Origin of the sequence: Nitrospira sp. T9, from assembly GCF_052156535.1 — a bacterium.
GTDB lineage: Bacteria > Nitrospirota > Nitrospiria > Nitrospirales > UBA8639 > Nitrospira_E.
On record NZ_JBQKUP010000042.1, the window covers coordinates 170,890 to 190,858 of the forward strand.

General features: G+C 50.4%; 20 protein-coding genes. 11 read left to right on the forward strand and 9 right to left on the reverse strand.

The window, feature by feature from the left end:
* The first annotated feature begins 76 nt into the window (after positions 1-76).
* Genes ACTRXD_RS20235 through ACTRXD_RS20250 form a run of 4 tightly spaced genes read left to right on the forward strand, consistent with a single transcriptional unit; the run spans position 77 to position 4,770 of the window.
* Positions 77-3,040: a DUF748 domain-containing protein gene (locus ACTRXD_RS20235; RefSeq protein ID WP_442433585.1), complete on the forward strand. Its 2,964-nt coding sequence runs from the start codon at positions 77-79 to the stop codon at positions 3,038-3,040.
* Between the two features lie 57 nt (positions 3,041-3,097).
* Positions 3,098-3,910 (forward strand): DUF1295 domain-containing protein, encoded by an 813-nt coding sequence (locus tag ACTRXD_RS20240; protein ID WP_442433586.1) that lies wholly within the window; start codon positions 3,098-3,100, stop codon positions 3,908-3,910.
* A gap of 14 nt (positions 3,911-3,924) precedes the next feature.
* On the forward strand, positions 3,925-4,344 hold the full coding sequence (locus ACTRXD_RS20245) for a hypothetical protein (RefSeq protein ID WP_442433587.1): 420 nt from the start codon (positions 3,925-3,927) through the stop codon (positions 4,342-4,344).
* 6 nt (positions 4,345-4,350) lie between these two features.
* Positions 4,351-4,770, forward strand: a complete 420-nt coding sequence (locus ACTRXD_RS20250) for a hypothetical protein (protein WP_442433588.1) — start codon at positions 4,351-4,353, stop codon at positions 4,768-4,770.
* A gap of 113 nt (positions 4,771-4,883) precedes the next feature.
* Here ACTRXD_RS20250 and ACTRXD_RS20255 read toward each other — a convergent pair whose 3' ends face one another.
* The 3 genes from ACTRXD_RS20255 to ACTRXD_RS20265 form a co-directional block, all read right to left on the reverse strand.
* Entirely contained in the window at positions 4,884-6,158 is a 1,275-nt protein-coding gene (locus ACTRXD_RS20255) for an AmpG family muropeptide MFS transporter (protein WP_442433589.1), read from the reverse strand.
* Between the two features lie 89 nt (positions 6,159-6,247).
* Positions 6,248-6,808: a YqgE/AlgH family protein gene (locus ACTRXD_RS20260; RefSeq protein ID WP_442433590.1), complete on the reverse strand. Its 561-nt coding sequence runs from the start codon at positions 6,806-6,808 to the stop codon at positions 6,248-6,250.
* A 226-nt stretch (positions 6,809-7,034) separates the two neighbouring features.
* The gene (locus ACTRXD_RS20265) at positions 7,035-7,307 is read right to left on the reverse strand and encodes a Fe(2+)-trafficking protein (protein ID WP_312741175.1); all 273 of its coding nucleotides are present in this window, start codon (positions 7,305-7,307) and stop codon (positions 7,035-7,037) included.
* Positions 7,308-7,551: 244 nt separating this feature from the next.
* On the opposite strand from ACTRXD_RS20265, the gene ACTRXD_RS20270 reads away from it, so the two are divergent.
* On the forward strand, positions 7,552-8,487 hold the full coding sequence (locus ACTRXD_RS20270; RefSeq protein ID WP_442433591.1) for a Ppx/GppA phosphatase family protein: 936 nt from the start codon (positions 7,552-7,554) through the stop codon (positions 8,485-8,487).
* An 18-nt stretch (positions 8,488-8,505) separates the two neighbouring features.
* On the opposite strand, the gene ACTRXD_RS20275 is transcribed toward ACTRXD_RS20270, so the two are convergent.
* Together ACTRXD_RS20275 and ACTRXD_RS20280 are read right to left on the reverse strand one after the other, a co-directional pair.
* Positions 8,506-10,023, reverse strand: a complete 1,518-nt coding sequence (locus tag ACTRXD_RS20275) for a class I SAM-dependent methyltransferase (RefSeq protein WP_442433592.1) — start codon at positions 10,021-10,023, stop codon at positions 8,506-8,508.
* A gap of 130 nt (positions 10,024-10,153) precedes the next feature.
* Positions 10,154-10,840, reverse strand: a complete 687-nt coding sequence (locus tag ACTRXD_RS20280; protein ID WP_442433593.1) for a class I SAM-dependent methyltransferase — start codon at positions 10,838-10,840, stop codon at positions 10,154-10,156.
* Between the two features lie 145 nt (positions 10,841-10,985).
* Between ACTRXD_RS20280 and ACTRXD_RS20285 the strand changes: the two genes are divergently transcribed.
* From ACTRXD_RS20285 to ACTRXD_RS20300, 4 genes are all read left to right on the forward strand, one after another.
* Entirely contained in the window at positions 10,986-11,465 is a 480-nt protein-coding gene (locus ACTRXD_RS20285; protein WP_442433594.1) for a hypothetical protein, read from the forward strand.
* Between the two features lie 194 nt (positions 11,466-11,659).
* Positions 11,660-12,499 carry an endonuclease/exonuclease/phosphatase family protein gene (locus ACTRXD_RS20290; protein WP_442433595.1) on the forward strand — a complete coding sequence of 280 codons (840 nt, stop codon included), beginning with the start codon at positions 11,660-11,662 and terminating at the stop codon, positions 12,497-12,499.
* A gap of 254 nt (positions 12,500-12,753) precedes the next feature.
* Positions 12,754-13,305, forward strand: a complete 552-nt coding sequence (locus tag ACTRXD_RS20295; RefSeq protein WP_442433596.1) for an RNA polymerase sigma factor — start codon at positions 12,754-12,756, stop codon at positions 13,303-13,305.
* The gene (locus ACTRXD_RS20300; protein WP_442433597.1) at positions 13,305-14,684 is read left to right on the forward strand and encodes a hypothetical protein; all 1,380 of its coding nucleotides are present in this window, start codon (positions 13,305-13,307) and stop codon (positions 14,682-14,684) included. Before ACTRXD_RS20295 ends, ACTRXD_RS20300 begins: the two co-directional genes overlap by 1 nt.
* A gap of 113 nt (positions 14,685-14,797) precedes the next feature.
* Here ACTRXD_RS20300 and ACTRXD_RS20305 read toward each other — a convergent pair whose 3' ends face one another.
* Together ACTRXD_RS20305 and ACTRXD_RS20310 are read right to left on the reverse strand one after the other, a co-directional pair.
* Complete coding sequence (locus ACTRXD_RS20305) at positions 14,798-15,151, reverse strand: type II toxin-antitoxin system RelE/ParE family toxin (RefSeq protein ID WP_442433598.1); 354 nt, start codon at positions 15,149-15,151, stop codon at positions 14,798-14,800.
* On the reverse strand, positions 15,151-15,417 hold the full coding sequence (locus ACTRXD_RS20310) for a ribbon-helix-helix domain-containing protein (protein WP_442433599.1): 267 nt from the start codon (positions 15,415-15,417) through the stop codon (positions 15,151-15,153). The genes ACTRXD_RS20305 and ACTRXD_RS20310 overlap by 1 nt, the downstream gene beginning before the upstream one ends.
* A gap of 181 nt (positions 15,418-15,598) precedes the next feature.
* On the opposite strand from ACTRXD_RS20310, the gene ACTRXD_RS20315 reads away from it, so the two are divergent.
* Together ACTRXD_RS20315 and ACTRXD_RS20320 are read left to right on the forward strand one after the other, a co-directional pair.
* A complete protein-coding gene (locus ACTRXD_RS20315) occupies positions 15,599-18,079 on the forward strand; it encodes a marine proteobacterial sortase target protein (RefSeq protein ID WP_442433600.1) in 2,481 nt (826 codons plus the stop codon).
* A 342-nt stretch (positions 18,080-18,421) separates the two neighbouring features.
* Complete coding sequence (locus ACTRXD_RS20320) at positions 18,422-19,273, forward strand: hypothetical protein (RefSeq protein ID WP_442433601.1); 852 nt, start codon at positions 18,422-18,424, stop codon at positions 19,271-19,273.
* A gap of 53 nt (positions 19,274-19,326) precedes the next feature.
* Here the strand turns inward: ACTRXD_RS20320 and ACTRXD_RS20325 are convergent, their stop codons facing one another.
* Positions 19,327-19,644 carry a type II toxin-antitoxin system VapC family toxin gene (locus ACTRXD_RS20325; protein WP_442433602.1) on the reverse strand — a complete coding sequence of 106 codons (318 nt, stop codon included), beginning with the start codon at positions 19,642-19,644 and terminating at the stop codon, positions 19,327-19,329.
* A gap of 64 nt (positions 19,645-19,708) precedes the next feature.
* Positions 19,709-19,957 carry a type II toxin-antitoxin system Phd/YefM family antitoxin gene (locus tag ACTRXD_RS20330; RefSeq protein ID WP_442433603.1) on the reverse strand — a complete coding sequence of 83 codons (249 nt, stop codon included), beginning with the start codon at positions 19,955-19,957 and terminating at the stop codon, positions 19,709-19,711.
* Positions 19,958-19,969: the final 12 nt, after the last annotated feature.

Below are 19,969 nucleotides of genomic sequence, written 5' to 3' on the forward strand. Positions count from 1 at the left end.
GCGTCAAATTTTAAATGGGTTTCATTGATCGTATATTCTCTATTTCATTTTCTTTCATGAGTATAGAACCCAAATCATGAAAAAAAATGGCAAAATCCTTCTGTGTATTCTTCTTGGATTGTTCCTACTCTATACTCTGGTGGGTTACCTAGGGATTCCCTGGGCGATTACCACGAAGGTTCCTCCAAGGCTTTCGGAGCAACTCGGTCGGCCGGTGGCCATTCAGGAAGTCCGGTTTAATCCCTTTCTGTTTACACTACAGATAAACGGGTTTGATGTTCAGGAACAGGATAGCTCACCTATGTTGGGGTTTGAGGAACTGTTCATTAATTTCGATCCTGCCGCTTCGCTGGTGAACCGGGCTTACACGTTTGCGGAAATTCGATTGGAGCTGCCGTATGGATTGGCATGGGTTCGCGCAGACGGGTCCTTGAATCTAGCCGCATTAGGTTCTTCCTCCGAATCTCAGGATGTCCCTCCCGAGGCCCTATCTGAGGAATCCTCATCACCGGAATCAGCAGAATTGCCGGCGATTCTAATCGAACAACTTTCCATTCAACGAGGCATGTTGGAATTTCGGGATTATTCACGCCCGACTCCATTTGTGGCGCATTTCGTGCCAATCAATCTCACGTTGCAACAGTTTAGTACCCAAAAAGGGCAGGCCAATTCCTATGCACTCTCAGCTGAACGCAGTGCAGGAGAGAAAATTACCTGGGAGGGGACGGTCACTCTGGAACCCTTTCAGTCCGAAGGGCGCTTGGTTTTTGAAGATTACCAATTGCCCAGACTATGGACCTATGCTCAGGATCTGGTTCGATTTGAGATTCCTCAGGGACGGACGACGATAAAGGGACATTATCGATTGTCTACGACCGATCAGGGGGTGGATGTCGTGGTCGATGGAGGGACCCTGACGATTCATGATTTACAGATTCAGGAGAAAGGGACCCTTTCCCCCGTGATCACGATTCCCCTCTTTGAAGTCAACGGCGTCTCGGTTGATGTGGCCAAGCAGGACGTTCGAATTCCTTCGATCAAGTCTCGGGACGCTCATTTTACCGGGTGGGTCGGGAAGGATGGAGTGGTCAATTATCAGACGTTGTTTTCACCTGTGGCATTAGAAAATCAGACAGTTCCTGAACCGGAGCCTTCCCCGGCCAATCCGTGGAAGATGGTCATTGAGGATCTTGCCTTGGATAACTTCACGATTGATTTCGAGGACCGCCAGCCTGAAGATCCTGTCAAACTGCTATTGGACACCATTCATTTTCACACCTCGGGCGTGTCATTGGATTTGGATCGCTCTCTTCCTCTCGATCTTTCGTTTCAGTTCAATCAAACCGGACAGGCTAATTTGCAAGGGGCGTTGAAGATAGATCCCCTATCCATTGACCTTGACCTGTCATTCAAGAACATTGCCCTTCAGCCGTTTCAACCGTATATAGCTCCCTTTGTTCAATTTGATATCGAGGATGGCGCGCTCTCGCTGCAAGGAAGCACACACTATCAGGCGGAAACGACGACTCAACCAATGGGGACCTTTAAAGGAGGAATGGGGATATCCCACTTGGCCCTTGGAGATCCCATCCAGGAATCCTCTTTTTTGACATGGGAGGCGTTTCAGCTGAAGGCTTTGGATCTCCAGATTGAACCGACCATAGTCAATCTTCAAGAAATCGAACTGATCAACCCCGCACTCGCCCTGTTAATTGATGAGGAAGGAAGGTTGAATCTTCAACGATTGTTTTCACCGCCAGGACCCGTATCTCAAGAAGAAACGACATCAGACGAAACGCCGTTAGAGGCCGAATCTTCCGAGTCGTCTCCGAGTCCGGTCAAAATTGAGTCGGTGGCTCTTACCAATCTTCTGGCTCGTTTCACCGATCAATCGGTTACTCCGAATGTCGTGACAAAAATTGATGGTTTGAGCGGTACGATTAAGGGCCTTTCTTCGGATCAATTAGCCAAAGCCGATGTTGCGTTACAAGGGACGGTAGATAAATACGCCCCATTTAAGATTGCCGGGCAAATTAATCCTTTGAGTGAAGATGCCTATACGGATTTGACTGTCACGTTCAACAATCTTGATCTCCCCACCGTCTCTCCTTATTCGGCCCATTATGTCGGGTATCCCATCACGAAGGGGAAGCTGTCGTTGGATCTTGAGTATAATGTTTCTGAAAAGACTCTCGTTGGTGAAAATAAGGTGTTGATTGACCAGTTGAGCATGGGTGAGAAAATCGAAAGTCCGGATGCGACGTCGTTGCCGATTCCTCTTGCCGTGGCCTTACTGAAAGACCGCAATGGACAGATCGATATTGATTTGCCGGTTCGCGGGAATTTGGACGATCCGGATTTTAGTTATGGAGGAGTCATCTGGAATGCCCTGGGAAATCTTCTGACGAAAGTTGCGACATCTCCTTTTGCCATGGTCGGAGGATTGGTGGGCGGCAGCGGTGATGATCTGCAATATGTGGCCTTTCCTGCGGGTAATGCCCAGTTGTCTCCTGCTGAACAGGAAAAACTGCATGCGCTTGGTCAAGCGCTGGGGGATCGTCCTGCCTTGCGACTGGATATTGCCGGGGCTGCTGATCCCCAGGTCGATCACCAGGGTTTGGCTGCCGGGGAATTGCGGAAACAACTGCAACAGCGAAAATTCGTCCAGGGCTCTTCTTCCGCGAGGGAGGGGATGTCTTTAGATCAGATTGAACTCAGTCCAGAGGAAGAAGGGCGCTTGCTCGCAGAAGTGTATGCCGAGCAATTTGGAGCGCAACCCGATACCCTGGCTTCTTCTCCCGAAGGGAAGGGTCCGGACATTCCTTCACCGGAGCAGATGAAATCCAAATTGCTTGAATCAATCAAGGTGGAGGACGAGAAGCTTCGTCTCCTGGCTCAGCAACGGGCTCAAGGCATTCGAGAATTCCTCATTCAGGAGGGGAAGGTATCCGGTGACCGAGTGTTCCTCCTCGAACCAAACCTCAGTCCCGTTACGGAAGAACAAACCGTCCGGAGTCCTTTGGCCTTAGCCGCGAATTGAGTCCCTTTCCGAAGATCTTCATGGTCGTGGTGTTGATCGTGTGTGTTCTGATTTAAGGTGAATCCGTTTCCCTGGCATATGCTCACTCTTCCGCATGTGTCTCAGACTATAGGTTTCCTCCTGGTGCTCTTCATTGCCTTGTGGCTTGTACATGTGCGAGTGGGCAATGCCTCCTTCGCCGATGTAGGGTTTTGTTTGGGATTTGGCCTTGTCGGTATTGTTTGTGGAATAGAGGGCGAGGGCAGCCCTTGGCGACGGGCTCTTGTTGTGAGCATGGGGAGTGCGTATGCCTGCCGGTTGGGCTGGCACCTTTGGAAGAATCGCATCTGGGGAAAGTCGGAAGACCCCCGGTATCAAACCCTTCGGGCCGTGCTAGGCAAATGGAAATCGGTCGGAATTTTCGGGTACTTCATGCTGCAAGTTCCTGCTTGTCTGTTCTTTGGATTTCTCCTGTGCTGGATTATGGGCCATTCTGAATCGGCGGTAAGAGGCTGGGATCTTCTGGGCGTCGGGATCTTTTTGCTAGCCTTCTTTGGAGAGGCTCTTGCGGATATTCAACTTGAACGGTTCCGATCCGATCCGACTAATCGGGGTAAGGTCTTACAGACGGGGTTGTGGCGGTTTTCCCGTCATCCTAATTATTTTTTTGAAATCCTACAGTGGTGTGCCTATATTCCGTTGGCAGTTGGATTGCCGGGGGCATGGATGGCGATCGTGTGGCCATTGCTCATGATGTTGTCGCTTGTATGGGTGACGGGAGTGCCCCTGGCCGAGGCTCAGGCTATACACAGCCGAGGGGAAGCCTATCGCATTTATCAACGCACCACCAATAAATTGTTTCCCTGGCTGCCTCGACGGAACAGTTCATGAAGAGGAGGAGAACTATGTTGCGGAAATCTCAAGCCGGCTTCAGCCACCATTGGAGAAATCCAAAAGAATCCTTACTTATAGCCGGCCTTCTGGTGTTGTTGAGCATGGTGAATGGTTGTGCATTTGTCCGGGGAGAAGTGGGTGAGCCTTTTCCGGAGGATCGGATTGAGACGATTGAGAAAGGCATAACAAATCGCCAGGAAGTGGCCCAACAATTTGGGGCCCCCGATGAGATTGTCCAGGCAAACGGCTATGAGATCTTTCACTATCGCCGATTTGACAGCAAGTTGGGATGGTTGCTGTTTCTGTCCCGTCTGAATATTGGCAGTGATCATCTCTGGGTATTTTTTAATTCCCAAGGGTTAGTGGATGACGTGGTGTTTGGCAATCGGACCAGGAATGTGGAATTCCAAATCTGGCCGTTTGGGAAGTAGGACAAGATGGTCTTGGTCTTTGGAAAAACCGGAATCCTTGGCGTCCTGTTGGTTCTTTCCCTGGCCGGCTGTGACTTTCGTCGTGTGGTGGTCAATGATCCATTAGTTGCCGACTCTCTCAAAGAGTTGGTGCCAGGAAAAAGCACGATTCAGGATGTGGCCGGGAAATTAGGCGCTCCTGATGAGATTGAGGAAGGGGCCGGCGGAATGGTCTTTCGTTATCGATATGGAGATAGCAAGACGATGCGGGTAAATTTCGGATGGCTTCTCCGTGTATTGTTGCCCGTCTCTCCATCCATGAATCTGGGAAGAGGTGAAGGGGCCACCTATATTTTGCATGTGGCGTTGCGACCGGATTTAACCTTTGATCATTCAGTCATTCAGCCCCCGCCCGATACCCCCCATTTCTGGTTTTGGCCGTTTTAACGGCCTTAAGGTGCATGGTAACTTTTAGGAAATGTTTCAACCTCATTTGATAATAAGAGGATGTAGTCGTCCTTGCTTGTCTCAATATCCATCTTTGCCGGCGCAACAAGGTCCTATTGCCTGGTGAGGGATTGGTGGTTTTCTTCCAAGCGACGGAGATAGGGAATGAGGAATAAGCCGGGCAGGGCAATTAAGGTGCATAGAAGAAAAAACCCTTCCCATCCTAACCAGGTGGCCAGGATTCCGGTGGTGGAGCCGGCAAAGACCCGTGGAATGCCCATGAAGCTGGTCAACAGGGCGTATTGTGTGGCGGTAAACCGCTTGTTGGTGAGACTGGCCATAAAGGCCACAAACGCGGTTTGTCCCAGACCACTGGAAATGGTTTCAAAGGCAATGACGGCCGTCAGGGTCGGGAGGTGATTGCCGGTATAGGCCAGAATGACAAACCCTGCCGTTGAAATCATTTGGAGGAAACCCAAAATAAACAGAGAAAGCACAATCCCCATGCGATAGACGACGAGACCCCCAATCAATCCTCCCGCCATCAAGGCAATCATGCCGAAAACCTTGACGATCATCGCATAGTCGGTTTTTGAGACGCCGAGATCCACCATAAATGGAGAGAGCATTTCTGACGCCATACTATCGCCGACCTTATACAGCAGGATGAACAACAGCATCATGAGAGCGCCAGGACGGGAAAAAAATTCCAGAAACGGACCTGTGATGGCTTCCTGCCATGATGCTGGCGGTGGTGCGGGAATGGTGGGTTCCGGTGCAAACCATGTCGTGAGAATGCCGATAATCATCATGGCGCCCATGATGAAATAGACCGCATTCCATGAAAGGCTCTCCTGATCGGCCAGAAATAAGGCCAATGCTCCAGCGACCAACATTCCCAAGCGATAGCCATAAATAAACATGGAAGATCCAATGCCGAGTTCCTCGTCAGAGAGGGATTCACGGCGATAGGCATCCAGGACGATGTCCTGGCTGGCACTGAAAAACGCCACAAGGACACACAAGACCGCGAGGGTTGATAAATGAATTGCCGGTTGAGTCAACGCGAGCGAGGCGATGGTAAGCATCAAAGCTATCTGAGTGCCCAGCATCCATCCTCGTCGTCTTCCCAGAGCAGAAGACACGAGACGGTCCATCACTGGAGCCCAGAGAAATTTGAGTGTGTAGGGGAGGCCGACTAATCCGAAAAATCCAATGGTGGTTAAATCGAGCCCTTCTTCCCGCATCCAGAATTTGAGGGTCGAGCCAATGAGCAGGAGAGGAAGGCCGGAAGAAAAGCCGGTCAACAGCATGACCAGCATTTTGGGACTGACAAGAAGAAGACAGAAATTTTTGAGCCAATGACCTGGCTCGGTCTGCGTGGTCATACACCAGACCTTATCAAAGAAATGGGCTTAGGTCTTGTTGAAGCCGAAGGTGTCTTGGGGATGAGGATGGAGCCGAGCCAGGGAGGCGGTTAGTTTAAATTTGGATCTACGGGCATGTGTGCATACATGGTATATTGATCTCCGAAGGATTGGATGACCTCGCCCCATAAGTCCTGAGAATCCTCCTCGAAGACGAGGTGAGGTTGGGCAGGCATGGTGAGCCATGACCCACTTTCCATTTCCGTCTCCAATTGTCCAGGTCCCCAGCCTGAATAGCCCATATATGCCCGAAACGATTCGTGCTCACCGGGAACTTCAAGAATGCGCTCCAGCGTCTCCATATTCCCTCCGAGATACACGCCGTCAAGAACCGCATGGGTATCTTCAACTTCCTCATTTAGGCGGTACAAGACGAGCAAGCTGTTTTTCTGAACCGGCCCCCCGGAATAGACTCGATGTTCCTGCCCTTCGAGCACTGGAACTTGCGGCAGGACCTCTGCAATATTCATCTCGGTCGGACGATTCACGACCACGCCTAGGGCTCCTTCCGGTCCATGCTCGCAGAGCAGCACGACCGTTTGACGGAAATTGGGATCGCGCAATGCTGGAGTGGCAATGAGGAAAACCCCCTTGCCTAATGGTGTGTCCATACACTCATCCTAACGTGCCACAGGGATTCCATCAAGAGGCATTTCCCGGGAGAAAATCATACATGGTTGTAAGGGTACCATCGGAATGCTGGCCCACTCCCAACTCTCATCAGACAAGGCTGCACGATGGTCCCTCCTGCTCTGCCTAACAAAGCTGGAGAAGTCCTTCGTAAGAAAGGAGCCGCAATCCGAACCCTTCGGAAATTTGGTAGGAAATTTTGATAGATTAATGTCTGTAATCTTTAAATTCGCCCGTCGCGTCATCCAATTTCAAAAAAGTCCGCATCTGTGTCTTAAGGGTTTGACGGGCATTTTCATCCCCTAAATTCAACTGGTACTCGTTAATAACCATGGTCTTCGTTCCGCCCGGGCCAGCCCATTCATTCCAGCAGGTTTGACAGACTTTCTGTTTGATTTCTTCTTCCAGTTTCCCCATAAAAAGATTGTCCGTGATCGGGTCCGCGTCTTTATCGCATTTTCGGCAATGAATTTGCGCCATCCTGTTCTCCTTTTGTAAGTGACAAGCCCAAAGTTTATGCGTATTAATATGCAGAACAATGTAAAATCCTAACACAGAAATCTTGGGTGGGAAAAGAAGTCAGGACGGATTTAAATGTCCTGGTCTTTTTGAGTGTCTTTCAGGTATGGATGTCGACTCACCTTTCGGGACTTTTCAATTTGGGACTTGGAAGTCCGTGAGGGAGAATTTGTGGGGCCTATCTCAAGATCGGAGAAGCAACAGCATGTTACTCGCAGGAATTGATATTGGCACTTTAACCTGCCGCTTGTTGGTGGCAGAATTGAATCCCCCAGGAAAAATGACCGTGGTTGATGCGGATCGGCGCATCCTACGGCTCGGGGAAGGGGTTGACCAATACAAACGGTTATCCCAGGCCGCAATGGATCGAGTTGTGTCCACCCTAAAAGATTGGAAAAAAAAGACCGCGAAGTATCCGCTCAACGGGGTGGCAGTCGTGGCGACCAGCGCCGTACGTGAATCGGAAAACCGCAAAGACTTTCTCGCCCTTGTCACTCAAGAAACCGGATGGGAAGTGGAGGTCTTAACGGGAGAAGAAGAAGCCCGGCGAACCTTGTTGGGTATTCGTTTTGGCCTGCCACCCGCCATTGCGAATTTTTTGGGATTGGATATTGGCGGCGGTAGTACCGAATGTATCCTGGCTCAATCTGGAATGGCTCCTTCCGTCATCTCGTTGGATCTGGGAGTAGTGCGCTTATTGGAGCGGGTGCTTCGTCTGGATCCACCCACAGTCGAGGAGATTCACCGGGCTGAAGCCTGTATTGATGAGGAATTGGCCAAAGTGTCCAAAGTTTTCGGGCCTTTTTCAGGCATCCCACTGGTCGGGACGGCAGGGTCCGTCACCACACTCGCCGCGATGGCTCAAGGACTGCCGAGATATGAGTCGGCACGTGTCCACAATTATGAGTTAACGTTGACGACCATCAAAGGGCTGGAGCAGGATCTCATCACCAAAACCGGTCCGCAGCGCCTAGCCATGCCAGGCCTTGAACCCGGGCGGGAATATGTCATCGTGGCAGGCACGGTGATTCTACGAAGGATCATGGAAACCTTCGGCTTTGACGCATGCCTGGTCAGCGACTTTGGCCTTCGCGAAGGAATCCTGGTTGATAAAGCCAGAAAATTGAAAAACGTGGAATAAGAAGGGTAGGGGTGCGTCCTATCGCTGAGTGTACCAGCGGAAGCCGCCGGATTCTTTGAAGGCCGGTTGTTGCCCGATGCTCATGCCGCCTGGCTTTTCGACCAACAAGACTTTGAAATCCCACAGACCGAACCATGCCGGATCTAAGACGTTATGGTAGTGCAGGCCGGTGAGTTTTGGTAGAAGAGCACCCAGCGCTGTGCCCAATTCTTTTTCCGTATAGGCCCGCACGGAGAAGGGTTTTTCCAATTCACGACAAAATCGCCGTAGGGTATAGGCCGCCCCGGTACATAAGACATTAATGTCCCGTTTCATGCCGAGCAATTGTGGCAGGGTGCAATACTGCTCGCGGAAGCCCAGCCATTTGGCGGCATGACGCAGATGACTGAATTGCACTTCATATTCGGTGTGCCCGGGCAATCTGACGGGAGAAGGCCAATCATCTTCGATCCCGAATTCAACCAGGATGGCCCGTCCGCCCGGCTTCAGCACGCGCCAGACTTCCTGTAGAAATTGAATGGCGCCGTAATTGAAAATCACTTCGTCGGGAAAGGGTGGCATGAGTGGCAGGCGCATGTGCCGGATAAGGTCCAGGGCTTCATCATGCAAGGGATTCTCGCCTCGAAACGTGAGAAGTTCATCCCCGGTAAATTGGATTGGCGTCATGTCGGCGAGATTTTCATTGTCGATCAACAAATCAACGGAACGGTCCGCCAGGGGCATTCGTTCGGCATTGCCTTGAATGGCGGATGCGGTCCATCCTGCTTGTCGCGCTAACGACGTTTGGGATCCCAGAAACGGGCCGGTCAAATCGAGAAAGGTATACTGGATGTCTTTCCGCTCCTCCGCTGAGAGTTCCCCTGCCAGTTCCTTTGAGACATACCCGAGGCCGGCGCCCACTTCCACCATGCGTTTGGGTTTGGGGGAGAGCCAGCCCATTTGGCGCAGGGTTTTGCCGAGCAGTCGTCCATAGGTCAGCCCGTTCATGGCTTCGCAGGGTTCGCGAAATAAATGAGAGACCGTCGTTTCGATGATTTCAAAATGCCCGTGGGGCCCTTGGATCCCTTGGACGTGAAATTTGGACAGATGATCTTCGGTTTCAGCCTGGACGTTTTGATGCCACCCTTCCCGCACCTTTTGCAGCAACAAATCCCATTTCGCCTCTGCGCTGTGTCCGCTGGGGGGTTCGGTTCCAAAATAGGCTAACGAAAACCGCGGTTGGGCCCACCGTTCTAAATGCCAGCGACCATTCTGTTGGGTCGGGCTGCAGACCCATTTCCCATACTGATTGAGAAGGGCGCCAATGGTCATACGACCATCCATCGCGCCGAGCAGGGCTGCGCCCAGGCGATTGAGCCGAACCAGGGGTAACTCTTCATCAAGCGGGGCTACCCACCATTCATCCGTCGCATGCTGGTAAATTACAATATCGGGCATGCGCCATGCCCGTTGATTGAGAATGTCCCCCTCCAAGACCTGAGGGGTGACTCCTGCCCAGGTATCGGCAGTGGGTTGAGAGGCGTGGGTTTGGGTCATGAGGGTTGGGTTCCGGTTCTAGTCAGCATGCACGGACAAAAGGAAGTTGCCAGGGTACCCCATCGATCCAAAAGGCCGCAACCATTTCTTGCCTTTTCAGTAGGAGGGAAAGAAACCAAAGTCCTGGCACTTATTGCCGTGTGGCCTGTAGGGGTTTTTGCGCCAGGATACTGGCAAAGGCTGTATCTCCAGTATCAACTTCTTGATAACGCAACACCCGCAGGCCAGGGAGCAACGTCAATAATTCGTTCTGCTCCAAGAGGAAGGTCCTGTTAAATTGTGGGCGGTATTGCAAATGATCAACCGTATAGGTTTCGATCAAGGCCACCCCGCCGGGCTTAAGGGCAGCAGTAATTTTTGGGAAGAGATCGCGCTGCAGGAAATAGGTGCAGATAATCACATCGTAGGAATTGGAGGGAATGGTGTATTGTTCCAGGTCGGCCACGACGGTGGTCAGCTTCACGCCTTTCTCGGAAGCGAGGGCTCGGGCTTTTTTGAAACCCGCCTCTGAAATATCGACCCCGGTAACCTGAAAGCCTTTCGTGGCTAAAAAGACCCCGTTGCGTCCTTCACCCATGGCCAGGTCAAGGGCAGCCCCCTTGGGTAGAAGATCGACATGGTCCGTTAAGAACGGGATGGGGTCCCGTCCGAATAGATAGTTCTCGGTTTCATATTTCTTATTCCATCGCTCCTTGTCTGCTTCAGCTCCCCACGAGGAGTCAATGGCCATGAATCCAGCAAGGGCGAATGGACCCAGGAGCCCCAGGACAAATATTTTGGAAAGATTTGGGAATAGCTGAAAACGAATTTTCATCATTTGACCTCCACAGCTGTTGAGAGAACCATAGCCGATTCCAGTCAGGGGACGAAAGAATCCAGCACGTTTCCTGGTGGTCTTTCCCTGTTTCAGTGGGTATTATGGCACCGTTTGGGAAATGAATGGAAATTGTAGGAGAAAACAGATGCCCGCCTATGTTGTCACGTGGATTCATTTATTGGCCGCCATCACCTTCATTGGCGGATGGATGTTTGTTCAGCTCGTCGTCCGGCCAAGTTTGACCGAAGGCAAGGCCAAGCTACCGTCGATGGAAGCTCTTGAGATGGTCAAAAAAGTTGGCCAACGGTTTAAAATGGTGGGGTGGGTGAGTCTCATGGCGCTGATCTTTACCGGAGCGTCTCAGTTATTGCATGAAAGCGGATCAGCACGCATTGAAACCAGTTGGGGCTTGATCATGATGCTCAAGCTCTTTGTCTTTGCGATTGTCGGAGGATTGATTTTCGTCCACGATCTTATTCTTGATCCCTATGGTGTCTCCGCAAAAAGCAAAAAGAATGAGACGGAGCCACTCCTGTTTTCCGGCAAAGTGGTGTGGGTCCAACGCGCCATCTTGAGCCTGAGCCTGGCCGTCTTGTTCATTGCGGCCTATTTGACGTCTATTTAAGGCGCGCCACATTTACTCTGGTGTTTCCGGTTTCTTCCAATTAGCCTCATGGCTGAAAGATTTCCCCAAGGAATCGTGAACGGATTTGAGGCTCCTTGAAGGAAACGTTCTTGTCTTGCAAGATTTCCAAGCCGGTGGGACAATCAGCCGATACGTGGTAAATTCATGACCTATCACATGTCACCAAGGAGGAGATGATGGCCAAAGCATTCTCCGTTGCGTCATGGAATGTGGAGCATTTCGGGGCGATGAACAAAACTAAGGCGAAGCCGAAAAAACCGGTGGGCCCCATTATCGAGTTTCTGGCCCAACAACATGCCGATGTGGTCGCGGTGTACGAAGTCGTGGGCTCGACGGTATATGACACCATCGTGACGGTGATGCCGGACTACCAGTTTCATATTACGGAGGGGCCTCAAGCACAGGAAATTCTGATAGGTGTGAAGCGAACCTTCTCGAGTTTTTATACTCAACGGCTGGAATTTAAATCAGGGGTATCCGTTCTGCGGCCTGGTTCCTTGCTAACGATTCAAGTGGATGGGAAAGCCTATCCCCTTTTGTTTTTGCATTTAAAAAGTCTGACGGAACCACGAGGGTTTGGCTTGCGGGACGATCAGACCGAACGGGCCCTCAAATTGCGAAAAGTCCTGGATAAGGCATCGTGCAATGAGGATCAAGCGAATTATATTTTTCTGGGGGATCTCAACACGATGGGGATGAATCTGACGTTTAGCACGAAGGATGTCAGTGCAGACGAGGAAGTCCAACGTCTGCAGAAACGGGTGAAAAACCGGAAGATGCAGGTACTCGATAAGTCCTATCCGGAGACCTACTGGCCGGGTTCGAAGTCCTCTTACTCACCGGGCAACCTTGACCACGTTGTGGCCGCGGACCATTTGCGGTTTAAGGCCTTTGGATCAGCCCACATCGACATTCGTGGGTGGCCCCAAGAAACGACCCCTGAGAAACGAGATGCGTGGACCAGGAAATATTCCGACCACGCGCTTCTATATTTCGAAGTCCAGAAAGTGTAGAGCCTTCTGCTCTTATCATCTTCCGAGTTTTTCGGTGATTGTCTTGAGGCTCGTGTGTGCTCTCTTTCAAGTTTCTCCCCGCCATTCCCCTCCAGTGGTACAATATCCAGAAGCTTCAGGAATCATGGGAATGCCACATTCCAGGATCAACCGTATGACTTCCGGAAAGTTACCCTGTGCCCGACAATCCTCGTGCAAAATAAGTCCGGAGGTTGAATTGTTGGTGATTCACGTGAAAAGGCCATAACCCGGCAATGGCCCGGGATCAAATCATTGGCCAACTCCGTGAAAGGATTGTGGCATTTGCGACATCTCGTGGATCAAGAGATGTGGCTGAAGATTTGGCTCAGGAGGTACTTCTGGTCTTGCACGAGAAATATCCTCAAGTCACGGCATTGACCGAGCTGGTTCCTCTGACGTTTCAAATTCTCAGGTATAAAATGCTGGATCTCCATCGAAAAAACCTCCGACGGGGCGAATATCATCAGGAATCCATTGATGATCGGCCGCATGCAAATCCTGGAGATGATCCCGCCATGCAAGCCGAGCAGAAAGAGCGGGTAGGGCAATTGATTGAGGCGCTTCACCAATTGGGTGAGCGTTGCAGGGAATTATTCCGGTTGAAACTTCAAGGCCACACCTTTCCTGAGATTCAACAGATATTCGGTGAGCGGTCTATCAACACCATTTATACCTGGGACTCCCGCTGTCGAAAACAACTTCTGGCTCTCATGGGAGGACGTTGGGGGACCACTATCCCTCAGGCTGGTGAAGACAAAAAGAAAACCGTGGAGAAGGATCTATAATGGCCGCATCCTGGGAACATCTGCTTGGCGGCTATGCCACTCATACGCTGACCGACGAGGAAAAGCGCCAATTATATGAGGCAGCCCTCAACGATCAAGCCCTCTTTAATGCCTTGGCCGATGAAGAAGCCTTGAAAGTCATGCTCGCCGATCCTGAGGCCCGCCGGCGTATTCTGGCCAGTCTGGAAGCAACAGAGCGTTCCGGTGGTGTTCCGGATGAGAAAGTGAAATGGGTGAGCTGGTTAAAGGAGCACACGTCACTTGCCTGGGCGGGGAGCATTGCTGCCGTGGGTCTGGCTCTCATCTTTGGCTGGCAAATGGAAAAAGAATGGGGGCCGGTGGTCAGTCAGGAGCAGGAAGCCGCGAAATCCTCATCAAGAGAGGAACTCCCATTTCGGACACAGAAACCTTCGGATGAAGGTACATCATCGTTACAGAAGGAGGCATTGGAGACCAAACCGGCTCAGGAGGAGGCAATTGAAATTGAGGGGGAACGTCAAGGTAGAACCAAAACGGAAAACGACGCGAGAGAAAGCGGTCTAGCCATGAGGCGCCAAAGAACACATGAACAAGTGACTCAATCCCCACCAGCACCTTCAGCATTGATCCAGCCTAAGGACGGGCGCTCCGTTCAGCCTCTTTCGGTTCCTGAAGCTCCTGAAGTGCCGATGACGGATAAGGTCCCGCAAGCCACAGCACCTGGCAGAATGGCCGATCAAGCTATGGATGAGGCAACTCAACTACCACCAAGTGCCCAGGAACTGTTTTATGCCGCGAGTGGCTCGCTAGGCGATGAAGTGATTGGCGAGAAAAATGATGTCGATAGAGAAGACCAGGCCCATCGAGGGGCTTTATCCAAAACTATTAAGCCCTTGGAGGGAGATTTTTCAGGTGGTGCAGCTATGCCAATTGCCAGAGGGCTCCGATACAGCTTTGTTCAGCAAGCAAAAGAGGGCAAAGATGAGGAGATGGAAATCCGGCAGGTTGCCGGAAATTGGTCAGAAATTCGATTGGCCGTGGAATCGAACGTGTCCGGGTATCTCTATGTGCTGGCGCCATTAGGAAATGGCAAGTGGCAAAACTTGGTGCCCATGGAATCCGACAAGACGGAGCAAACTGAAGTGGGGATCAAAGTGAAATCATTCCAACGAGTGGAATTTCCACTTACTCAATTAACGGATAACTCAAACAAATCCGTTGCTCCTTCTCTAACCGTTTTGCTTTCACTTATGCCGCTAAATGACCTGGGGCAATGGCTTGAAAGTAAAGTTGATATGTCGGAATTTCAAGTTGAGCGGGTAGAAGGTGCGGTGTTTGTGGTTCAACCTACCCTAGGAAAAGAGAATCCACTTCATGTGGTGGTTTCCTTAATGAAATAGCACTGATGAGAATGGAGCTTTGGTACTTGGGTATCTGATGTTTTTCCATAATACCGCCCTATCACTTTCGACCTACAAAATCCTCGTAGTTCTTAGATCTGCCAAACAAGACTCTATTCCTTTTCTTTTTCCAAAATTCTCTCCAAATCCTCATTCAAGCGAACAGGGACCTGCATCGCTCCATGGAGAATGCTGATCACGCCAATGTCGTTGCCAGAGAGTTCCCGGAAAAATATGTAATGCTTTTCGTAACGGCTAAAAAAGACCGAGAGGTTCAAATCTGTTGGTACGAGCAGGTGTAGGGGAAGCGGTTGCCATGGGATTTCTTTGTCGGCAAGCCTTTGAAGGTGATCGTGCAAACCCTGAAGGTATTTCTTAGCCTGGTTCTCGCCCCATTGTTCGGTAGTATATTCCCAAATTTCATCTTGCCGTTTATCCGCCGCAGGGGAAAATCGATAGTCAGCCATTAGGGCTTAGCCCTCTTGGATTTGGTATTTCGTCTAATCACATCGTCGGAAGTTACTCGAATAAATTGATTTTCATCTGTCCTAAGTCCTGGCTCTAACTCCTGGCGTAGCCACTCCCAAGCAGCATTACGGTCTTTCAGATCCCGTCGGATGAGATCACGGATATATTCGCTGGCATTCTCATACAGCCCAAATTGACCAATCTGTTGTTGGAGATGAGTGCGAAGATCTCCTGTCACTCTGACGTTCACATTTTCTGATCCCATAATTTCATTCTCCTTTCCTAGGCAGGGGACTTTTCTTAATCACAGTGTTAATTATCGCCCATGTAAAGTAATATTGCAATATTATTTACATTAAATCGTCTATTCCCTGAAAGGATTTTAAAAGTCCTGCCATACCCTCCTGTGAAGCGGCATGGGGCCGCTGCACATAAGGAGGTAGAATATGAACGTTGCAAATGGCAGGAAACGATGTTGGAGCTTGGTGATTAGTGGAGGGCTGGCCGGGTTGTTGGCTCTTGTGGGAGCGGGATTTTTCGGTGCGGGAACACATCCTGTCCCCACTGCCCATGCCGGTACCCATCCCAATGAAGGGTGGGTGAATGGAGATCAATCCGGAAGTCTGGTAGGGCTGGATCCGGAAGGAAAATTCACCCAAGCCTTCCCACTGAAACACACCGATGTCTCAATTCAGGTCAGCGGGCCGCTTGCCCGGGCTCAGGTCACTCAGCAGTTCGAAAATCCCTATCCCGATAAAATTGAAGCCGTCTATACCTTTCCACTTCCACAGGATGCAGCGGTGGATTCCATGACGCTTACGGTGGGAGACCGGGTGGTGAAAGGGACGATTAAAAAGCGAGAAGAGGCTAGAGCCATTTATGAAGCGGCCAAACGTCGGGGCAATGTGGCGGGGCTTTTGGATCAGGAACGGCCAAATATTTTCACACAGTCGGTCGCGAATATTCTTCCGGGGGAGAAGATTACGGTGACGATCAGTTATGTGGAGACACTGTCCTATGACAATGGAGTCTATTCGGTCGTGTTTCCGATGGTGGTTGGTCCCCGTTACATTCCAGGACAACCCACAGCCCAGGTACCCTCGCTCGGCGAGGGGTGGGCCTATGACACCGATCAGGTCCCGGATGCCTCCCATATCACGCCGCCTGTGTTGAAGCCGGACACCCGGTCAGGCCATGACCTGTCGTTGTCCGTCAAAATCGATGCCGGAGTCTCGATTCAACAGGTCCAATCTGCAACGCATGACATTGTTGTGAACAATTCAAAGGCTTCTCAGGCGGAAGTCCACCTCAAACAGGAAGCGACTATTCCCAATAAAGATTTTATCCTGACCTATGCTGTAGCAGGGAATGATATTCACGATGCGGTCCTGACCCACCGAAACGGAAAAAATGGTTTTTTCACGTTGCTGCTCCAGCCGCCTGATCGGGTGAAGACCGATGAACTCACACCTAAGGAATTGGTCTTTGTGTTGGATACCTCCGGGTCGATGTCCGGTTTTCCGATCGAAAAGGCCAAGGAGACTATGCGCCTGGCCATTGACGGGTTGAACCCGCGCGATACGTTTAATCTCATCACGTTTGCGGGTGATACCCGTATTCTGTTTCCCGAACCGGTTCCGGCGACTTCGGCGAATGTCCGGAAGGCCAAGGGATTTTTGGCCTCCCGTTCCGGTGGGGGTGGAACTGAAATGATGAAGGCCATTCGGGCGGCGCTGGAACCCTCCGATTCGCAAGAACATGTTCGCATTGTGTGTTTCATGACGGATGGGTATATCGGCAATGATATGGCCATTCTGGGCGAAGTGCAGAAACATCCTAATGCCCGAATCTTTTCTTTTGGGATTGGCAGCAGCGTCAATCGGTTTTTATTGGACAGAATGGCCGAGGAAGGTCGTGGTGAAGTGGAGTATGTGGGCTTGAATGACGATGGCTCTGCTGCGGCGCGGCGTTTTCATGAGCGGATCCAACATCCGTTGCTCACGGATTTGTCCGTGGACTGGGATGGGCTGGATGTGTCGGATATCTATCCAAAACGACTCCCTGATTTGTTTAGCGCGAAACCGGTTGTGCTGACAGGCCGGTATACGACACCGGACAAGGGCACGATACGGTTGTGTGGCAAGGTGGCAGGGCGTTCAGTGGTGCGGAATATTCCTGTCGATCTCCCAGGTTTTGTTCCGGAGCATGATGTGCTGGCTTCTTTGTGGGCGCGGACCAAAATTGCGGAGTTGATGACGAAGGATTTCGAAGGCATTCAGCAAGGAAACCCCCGGAAGGATGTACGGGAAGCTATCACGCAATTAGGTTTGGATTATCGACTGATGACCCAGTTTACCTCATTTGTCGCGGTGGAAGAGTTGATCATCACGGAAAGTGGACAACCTCGTCGTGTAGAAGTGCCGGTGGAACTGCCGGAAGGGGTAAGTTACGAAGGCATATTTGGCAGCAGGGACGAGAACGCAGGGAGTTTTGGGCATCGAATGATGCAGCCGATTGCGAAAATGAGTCGATCTTTTCTGGGAGGAAAGGTTGCCCGGGAATCCGTGACCTCCAGCCCGCCGGCTATGGTGGATCGCGTTGAACCGGAAAGGGATGATTCTCGTCGGGCGGATTCATCCAGCAAGTTGGATTCCATTCTCGAGTCGTTGGTGGAACAGGTGGAGAGGAAGTCCACGTTATCCCAGGACGTGGCGCAACATGTGACCGGTGGGAAGGTATTGCTTCAAATCTGGTTGACGGATACCAATCCTGAGACCTTGGAGAAGTTGAAAGAACTCGGCTTTGAAGTGGTAGCTCAGCCCAAGACGGGCACGCTTGTGATCGGGAGACTGTCTGTTGAAAAATTAGATGCCTTCTCAAAATTGTCCGTGGTGCGGTATATCACGCTGCAACGCGCAGGAACGTAAAACCGAGGTGGTTAGAATCAGGCGGCTCGGGTATTTCATCCGAGCCGCCCTTTTTTGCGTCATTCCTGCATGTTCTTAGCAAAAATCCATCTTTTCTACTCTGCTGAGTGAGTAAAATGGACACCCGCCACAAAAGGCGATAGGACTGAAAGCCGATGTTTTTAAAGTCTCCTGAAAATCTCACAACTGGCTTGGGCCAAAGCGGATTCTCATTGTGGGCATTACGTCATTTTTCTACTCAATAATGGCGGTTGATGCCCCCAGGTCTGAGTGCGAAGAACACTTTGCCGATAAGTGAAAGCATAATAGTAAGCGTTTGAGTGCGGTTTTCGTGTGATAACTATGACCGAATTATCTCAGAGCATTCCTCTGAAAAAACTTCCCGTCCTAGCGACGATTCGAGAAGCCCTCATGGTTTCATGGCAGCATCGGGCAATATTATTCCGTTGGATTATTGGATGTACCATTATCGCCGGAACCATTTGTTATCTCCAAGAGTACCTTGTTGTAGAGTACGTTTGGGCCAATAAGGACTGGAATTCTTTATCAGGTAGAATTTCATTTTTTATTTTATCTGCATTTCCCACCCTAATGATTTCTGCCATGTTTTCTGTTTTTTGCCACCGTTTAGTTTTAGCAAACGGGGAAGGGAAATCCTCGAGTCGGATTGCATTTGGTAAACGAGAGTGGCGATTTTTAGGCTGGCATTTAACTCTGTGTTTGGTCGCAATTTTTATTGGCCTTCTTGCAATAATAGTTTATTACCTTTCCCTGGAAATTTTGGAGAACTTAAAAGGGAATTATGGGGGATTTGTGTTGAGAAAAACATTCTTGGATATTTTGTTCTATGGAGGATTTTCCTATCTTCTTGCACCCTATTGTCTGGTTCTTCCAGCAACTGCAGTCGATTTTAAGCCATCTTTGGCATGGGCATCGGAACAAACAAATGGGAATGAATTGAGACTGGCACTATTATTTGGAGGCCTGCCCTTTATTTTTGGATTTTTATACTGCCCCCCCTCGCTATTGACTTGGTTGGAAATTGATCAAATGTTGATTGTGAAACATGTCTTCAGGCCATTTCTTGTGTATTTGGTTACTCCGATCATCGTAATCGTGTTATCCATCGCGTTTCGTGAGCTTACCAATTGGACTCCATCTTCCTCCCATTCCGAAAAAGGCTCTATAGCTTAAAACCCCTTTGCAATATTGCCCTGTTGTCAGGAACACATTGGTTTCAAAGGCATCTACCAAATGGTGCGGACGGCATATTGGGTAATCAATGGATCGGGCGTTAGGATGGTGAGTTCATGTTGGATAGCCTGGCAAATGAGCATGCGGTCAAATGGGTCTTTATGGAGATCAGGGAGTTTGGGCAGGTGTCCGGTTGCGGTTTCTTCCAACGCGAGTGTGCTGATACCATGACGCTCCCGCCTTTGAGGGATGGTTGATCCCCCGGTGTGGGGGGGAATCCTACCCAGAGAGTTTTTCACCAGAATTTCCCAGACGGAAATCGCACTCAGCAAAATTTCATGCGAAGGGTCGGAAAATATTTCCCGACTCACCAGCAAAAGCGCCTTGTCGTCTGAAATGATCCACAGAAATGTGCAGGTATATCCAGCAGAACCTTCACTCGGATTGTCCGGAACGGGCTTTGAGCAGTTCGTCGGGTAGTGGTTCGAAAAAGCTATCGGGAATGGTGAATTGACCGTTGGCTAGGCCAATTGGTCGTTTGCGGGATGGAGGAGGAGCAGGTAACCCTCTGATTTCGGCCACTGGTTTATTGTGCTTACACAGAAGAATTGTTTCGCCATTTTTGAGTTTGTCCAGATAGCGAGAAAGGTGATTTTTGGCTTCGTGAATATTAAGCTTAATCATGGATTAAGGGTA

Excerpts from the sequence above, each read along its gene's own strand:
- ACTRXD_RS20235 (WP_442433585.1), top strand. The coding sequence starts at position 77 with ATGAAAAAAAATGGCAAAATCCTTCTGTGTATTCTTCTTGGATTGTTC.
- ACTRXD_RS20245 (WP_442433587.1), top strand. The coding sequence starts at position 3,925 with ATGTTGCGGAAATCTCAAGCCGGCTTCAGCCACCATTGGAGAAATCCA.
- ACTRXD_RS20250 (WP_442433588.1), top strand. The coding sequence starts at position 4,351 with ATGGTCTTGGTCTTTGGAAAAACCGGAATCCTTGGCGTCCTGTTGGTT.
- ACTRXD_RS20255 (WP_442433589.1), bottom strand. The coding sequence starts at position 6,158 with ATGACCACGCAGACCGAGCCAGGTCATTGGCTCAAAAATTTCTGTCTT.
- ACTRXD_RS20260 (WP_442433590.1), bottom strand. The coding sequence starts at position 6,808 with ATGGACACACCATTAGGCAAGGGGGTTTTCCTCATTGCCACTCCAGCA.
- ACTRXD_RS20265 (WP_312741175.1), bottom strand. The coding sequence starts at position 7,307 with ATGGCGCAAATTCATTGCCGAAAATGCGATAAAGACGCGGACCCGATC.
- ACTRXD_RS20270 (WP_442433591.1), top strand. The coding sequence starts at position 7,552 with ATGTTACTCGCAGGAATTGATATTGGCACTTTAACCTGCCGCTTGTTG.
- ACTRXD_RS20275 (WP_442433592.1), bottom strand. The coding sequence starts at position 10,023 with ATGACCCAAACCCACGCCTCTCAACCCACTGCCGATACCTGGGCAGGA.
- ACTRXD_RS20280 (WP_442433593.1), bottom strand. The coding sequence starts at position 10,840 with ATGATGAAAATTCGTTTTCAGCTATTCCCAAATCTTTCCAAAATATTT.
- ACTRXD_RS20285 (WP_442433594.1), top strand. The coding sequence starts at position 10,986 with ATGCCCGCCTATGTTGTCACGTGGATTCATTTATTGGCCGCCATCACC.
- ACTRXD_RS20290 (WP_442433595.1), top strand. The coding sequence starts at position 11,660 with ATGATGGCCAAAGCATTCTCCGTTGCGTCATGGAATGTGGAGCATTTC.
- ACTRXD_RS20295 (WP_442433596.1), top strand. The coding sequence starts at position 12,754 with ATGGCCCGGGATCAAATCATTGGCCAACTCCGTGAAAGGATTGTGGCA.
- ACTRXD_RS20300 (WP_442433597.1), top strand. The coding sequence starts at position 13,305 with ATGGCCGCATCCTGGGAACATCTGCTTGGCGGCTATGCCACTCATACG.
- ACTRXD_RS20305 (WP_442433598.1), bottom strand. The coding sequence starts at position 15,151 with ATGGCTGACTATCGATTTTCCCCTGCGGCGGATAAACGGCAAGATGAA.
- ACTRXD_RS20310 (WP_442433599.1), bottom strand. The coding sequence starts at position 15,417 with ATGGGATCAGAAAATGTGAACGTCAGAGTGACAGGAGATCTTCGCACT.
- ACTRXD_RS20315 (WP_442433600.1), top strand. The coding sequence starts at position 15,599 with ATGAACGTTGCAAATGGCAGGAAACGATGTTGGAGCTTGGTGATTAGT.
- ACTRXD_RS20320 (WP_442433601.1), top strand. The coding sequence starts at position 18,422 with ATGACCGAATTATCTCAGAGCATTCCTCTGAAAAAACTTCCCGTCCTA.
- ACTRXD_RS20330 (WP_442433603.1), bottom strand. The coding sequence starts at position 19,957 with ATGATTAAGCTTAATATTCACGAAGCCAAAAATCACCTTTCTCGCTAT.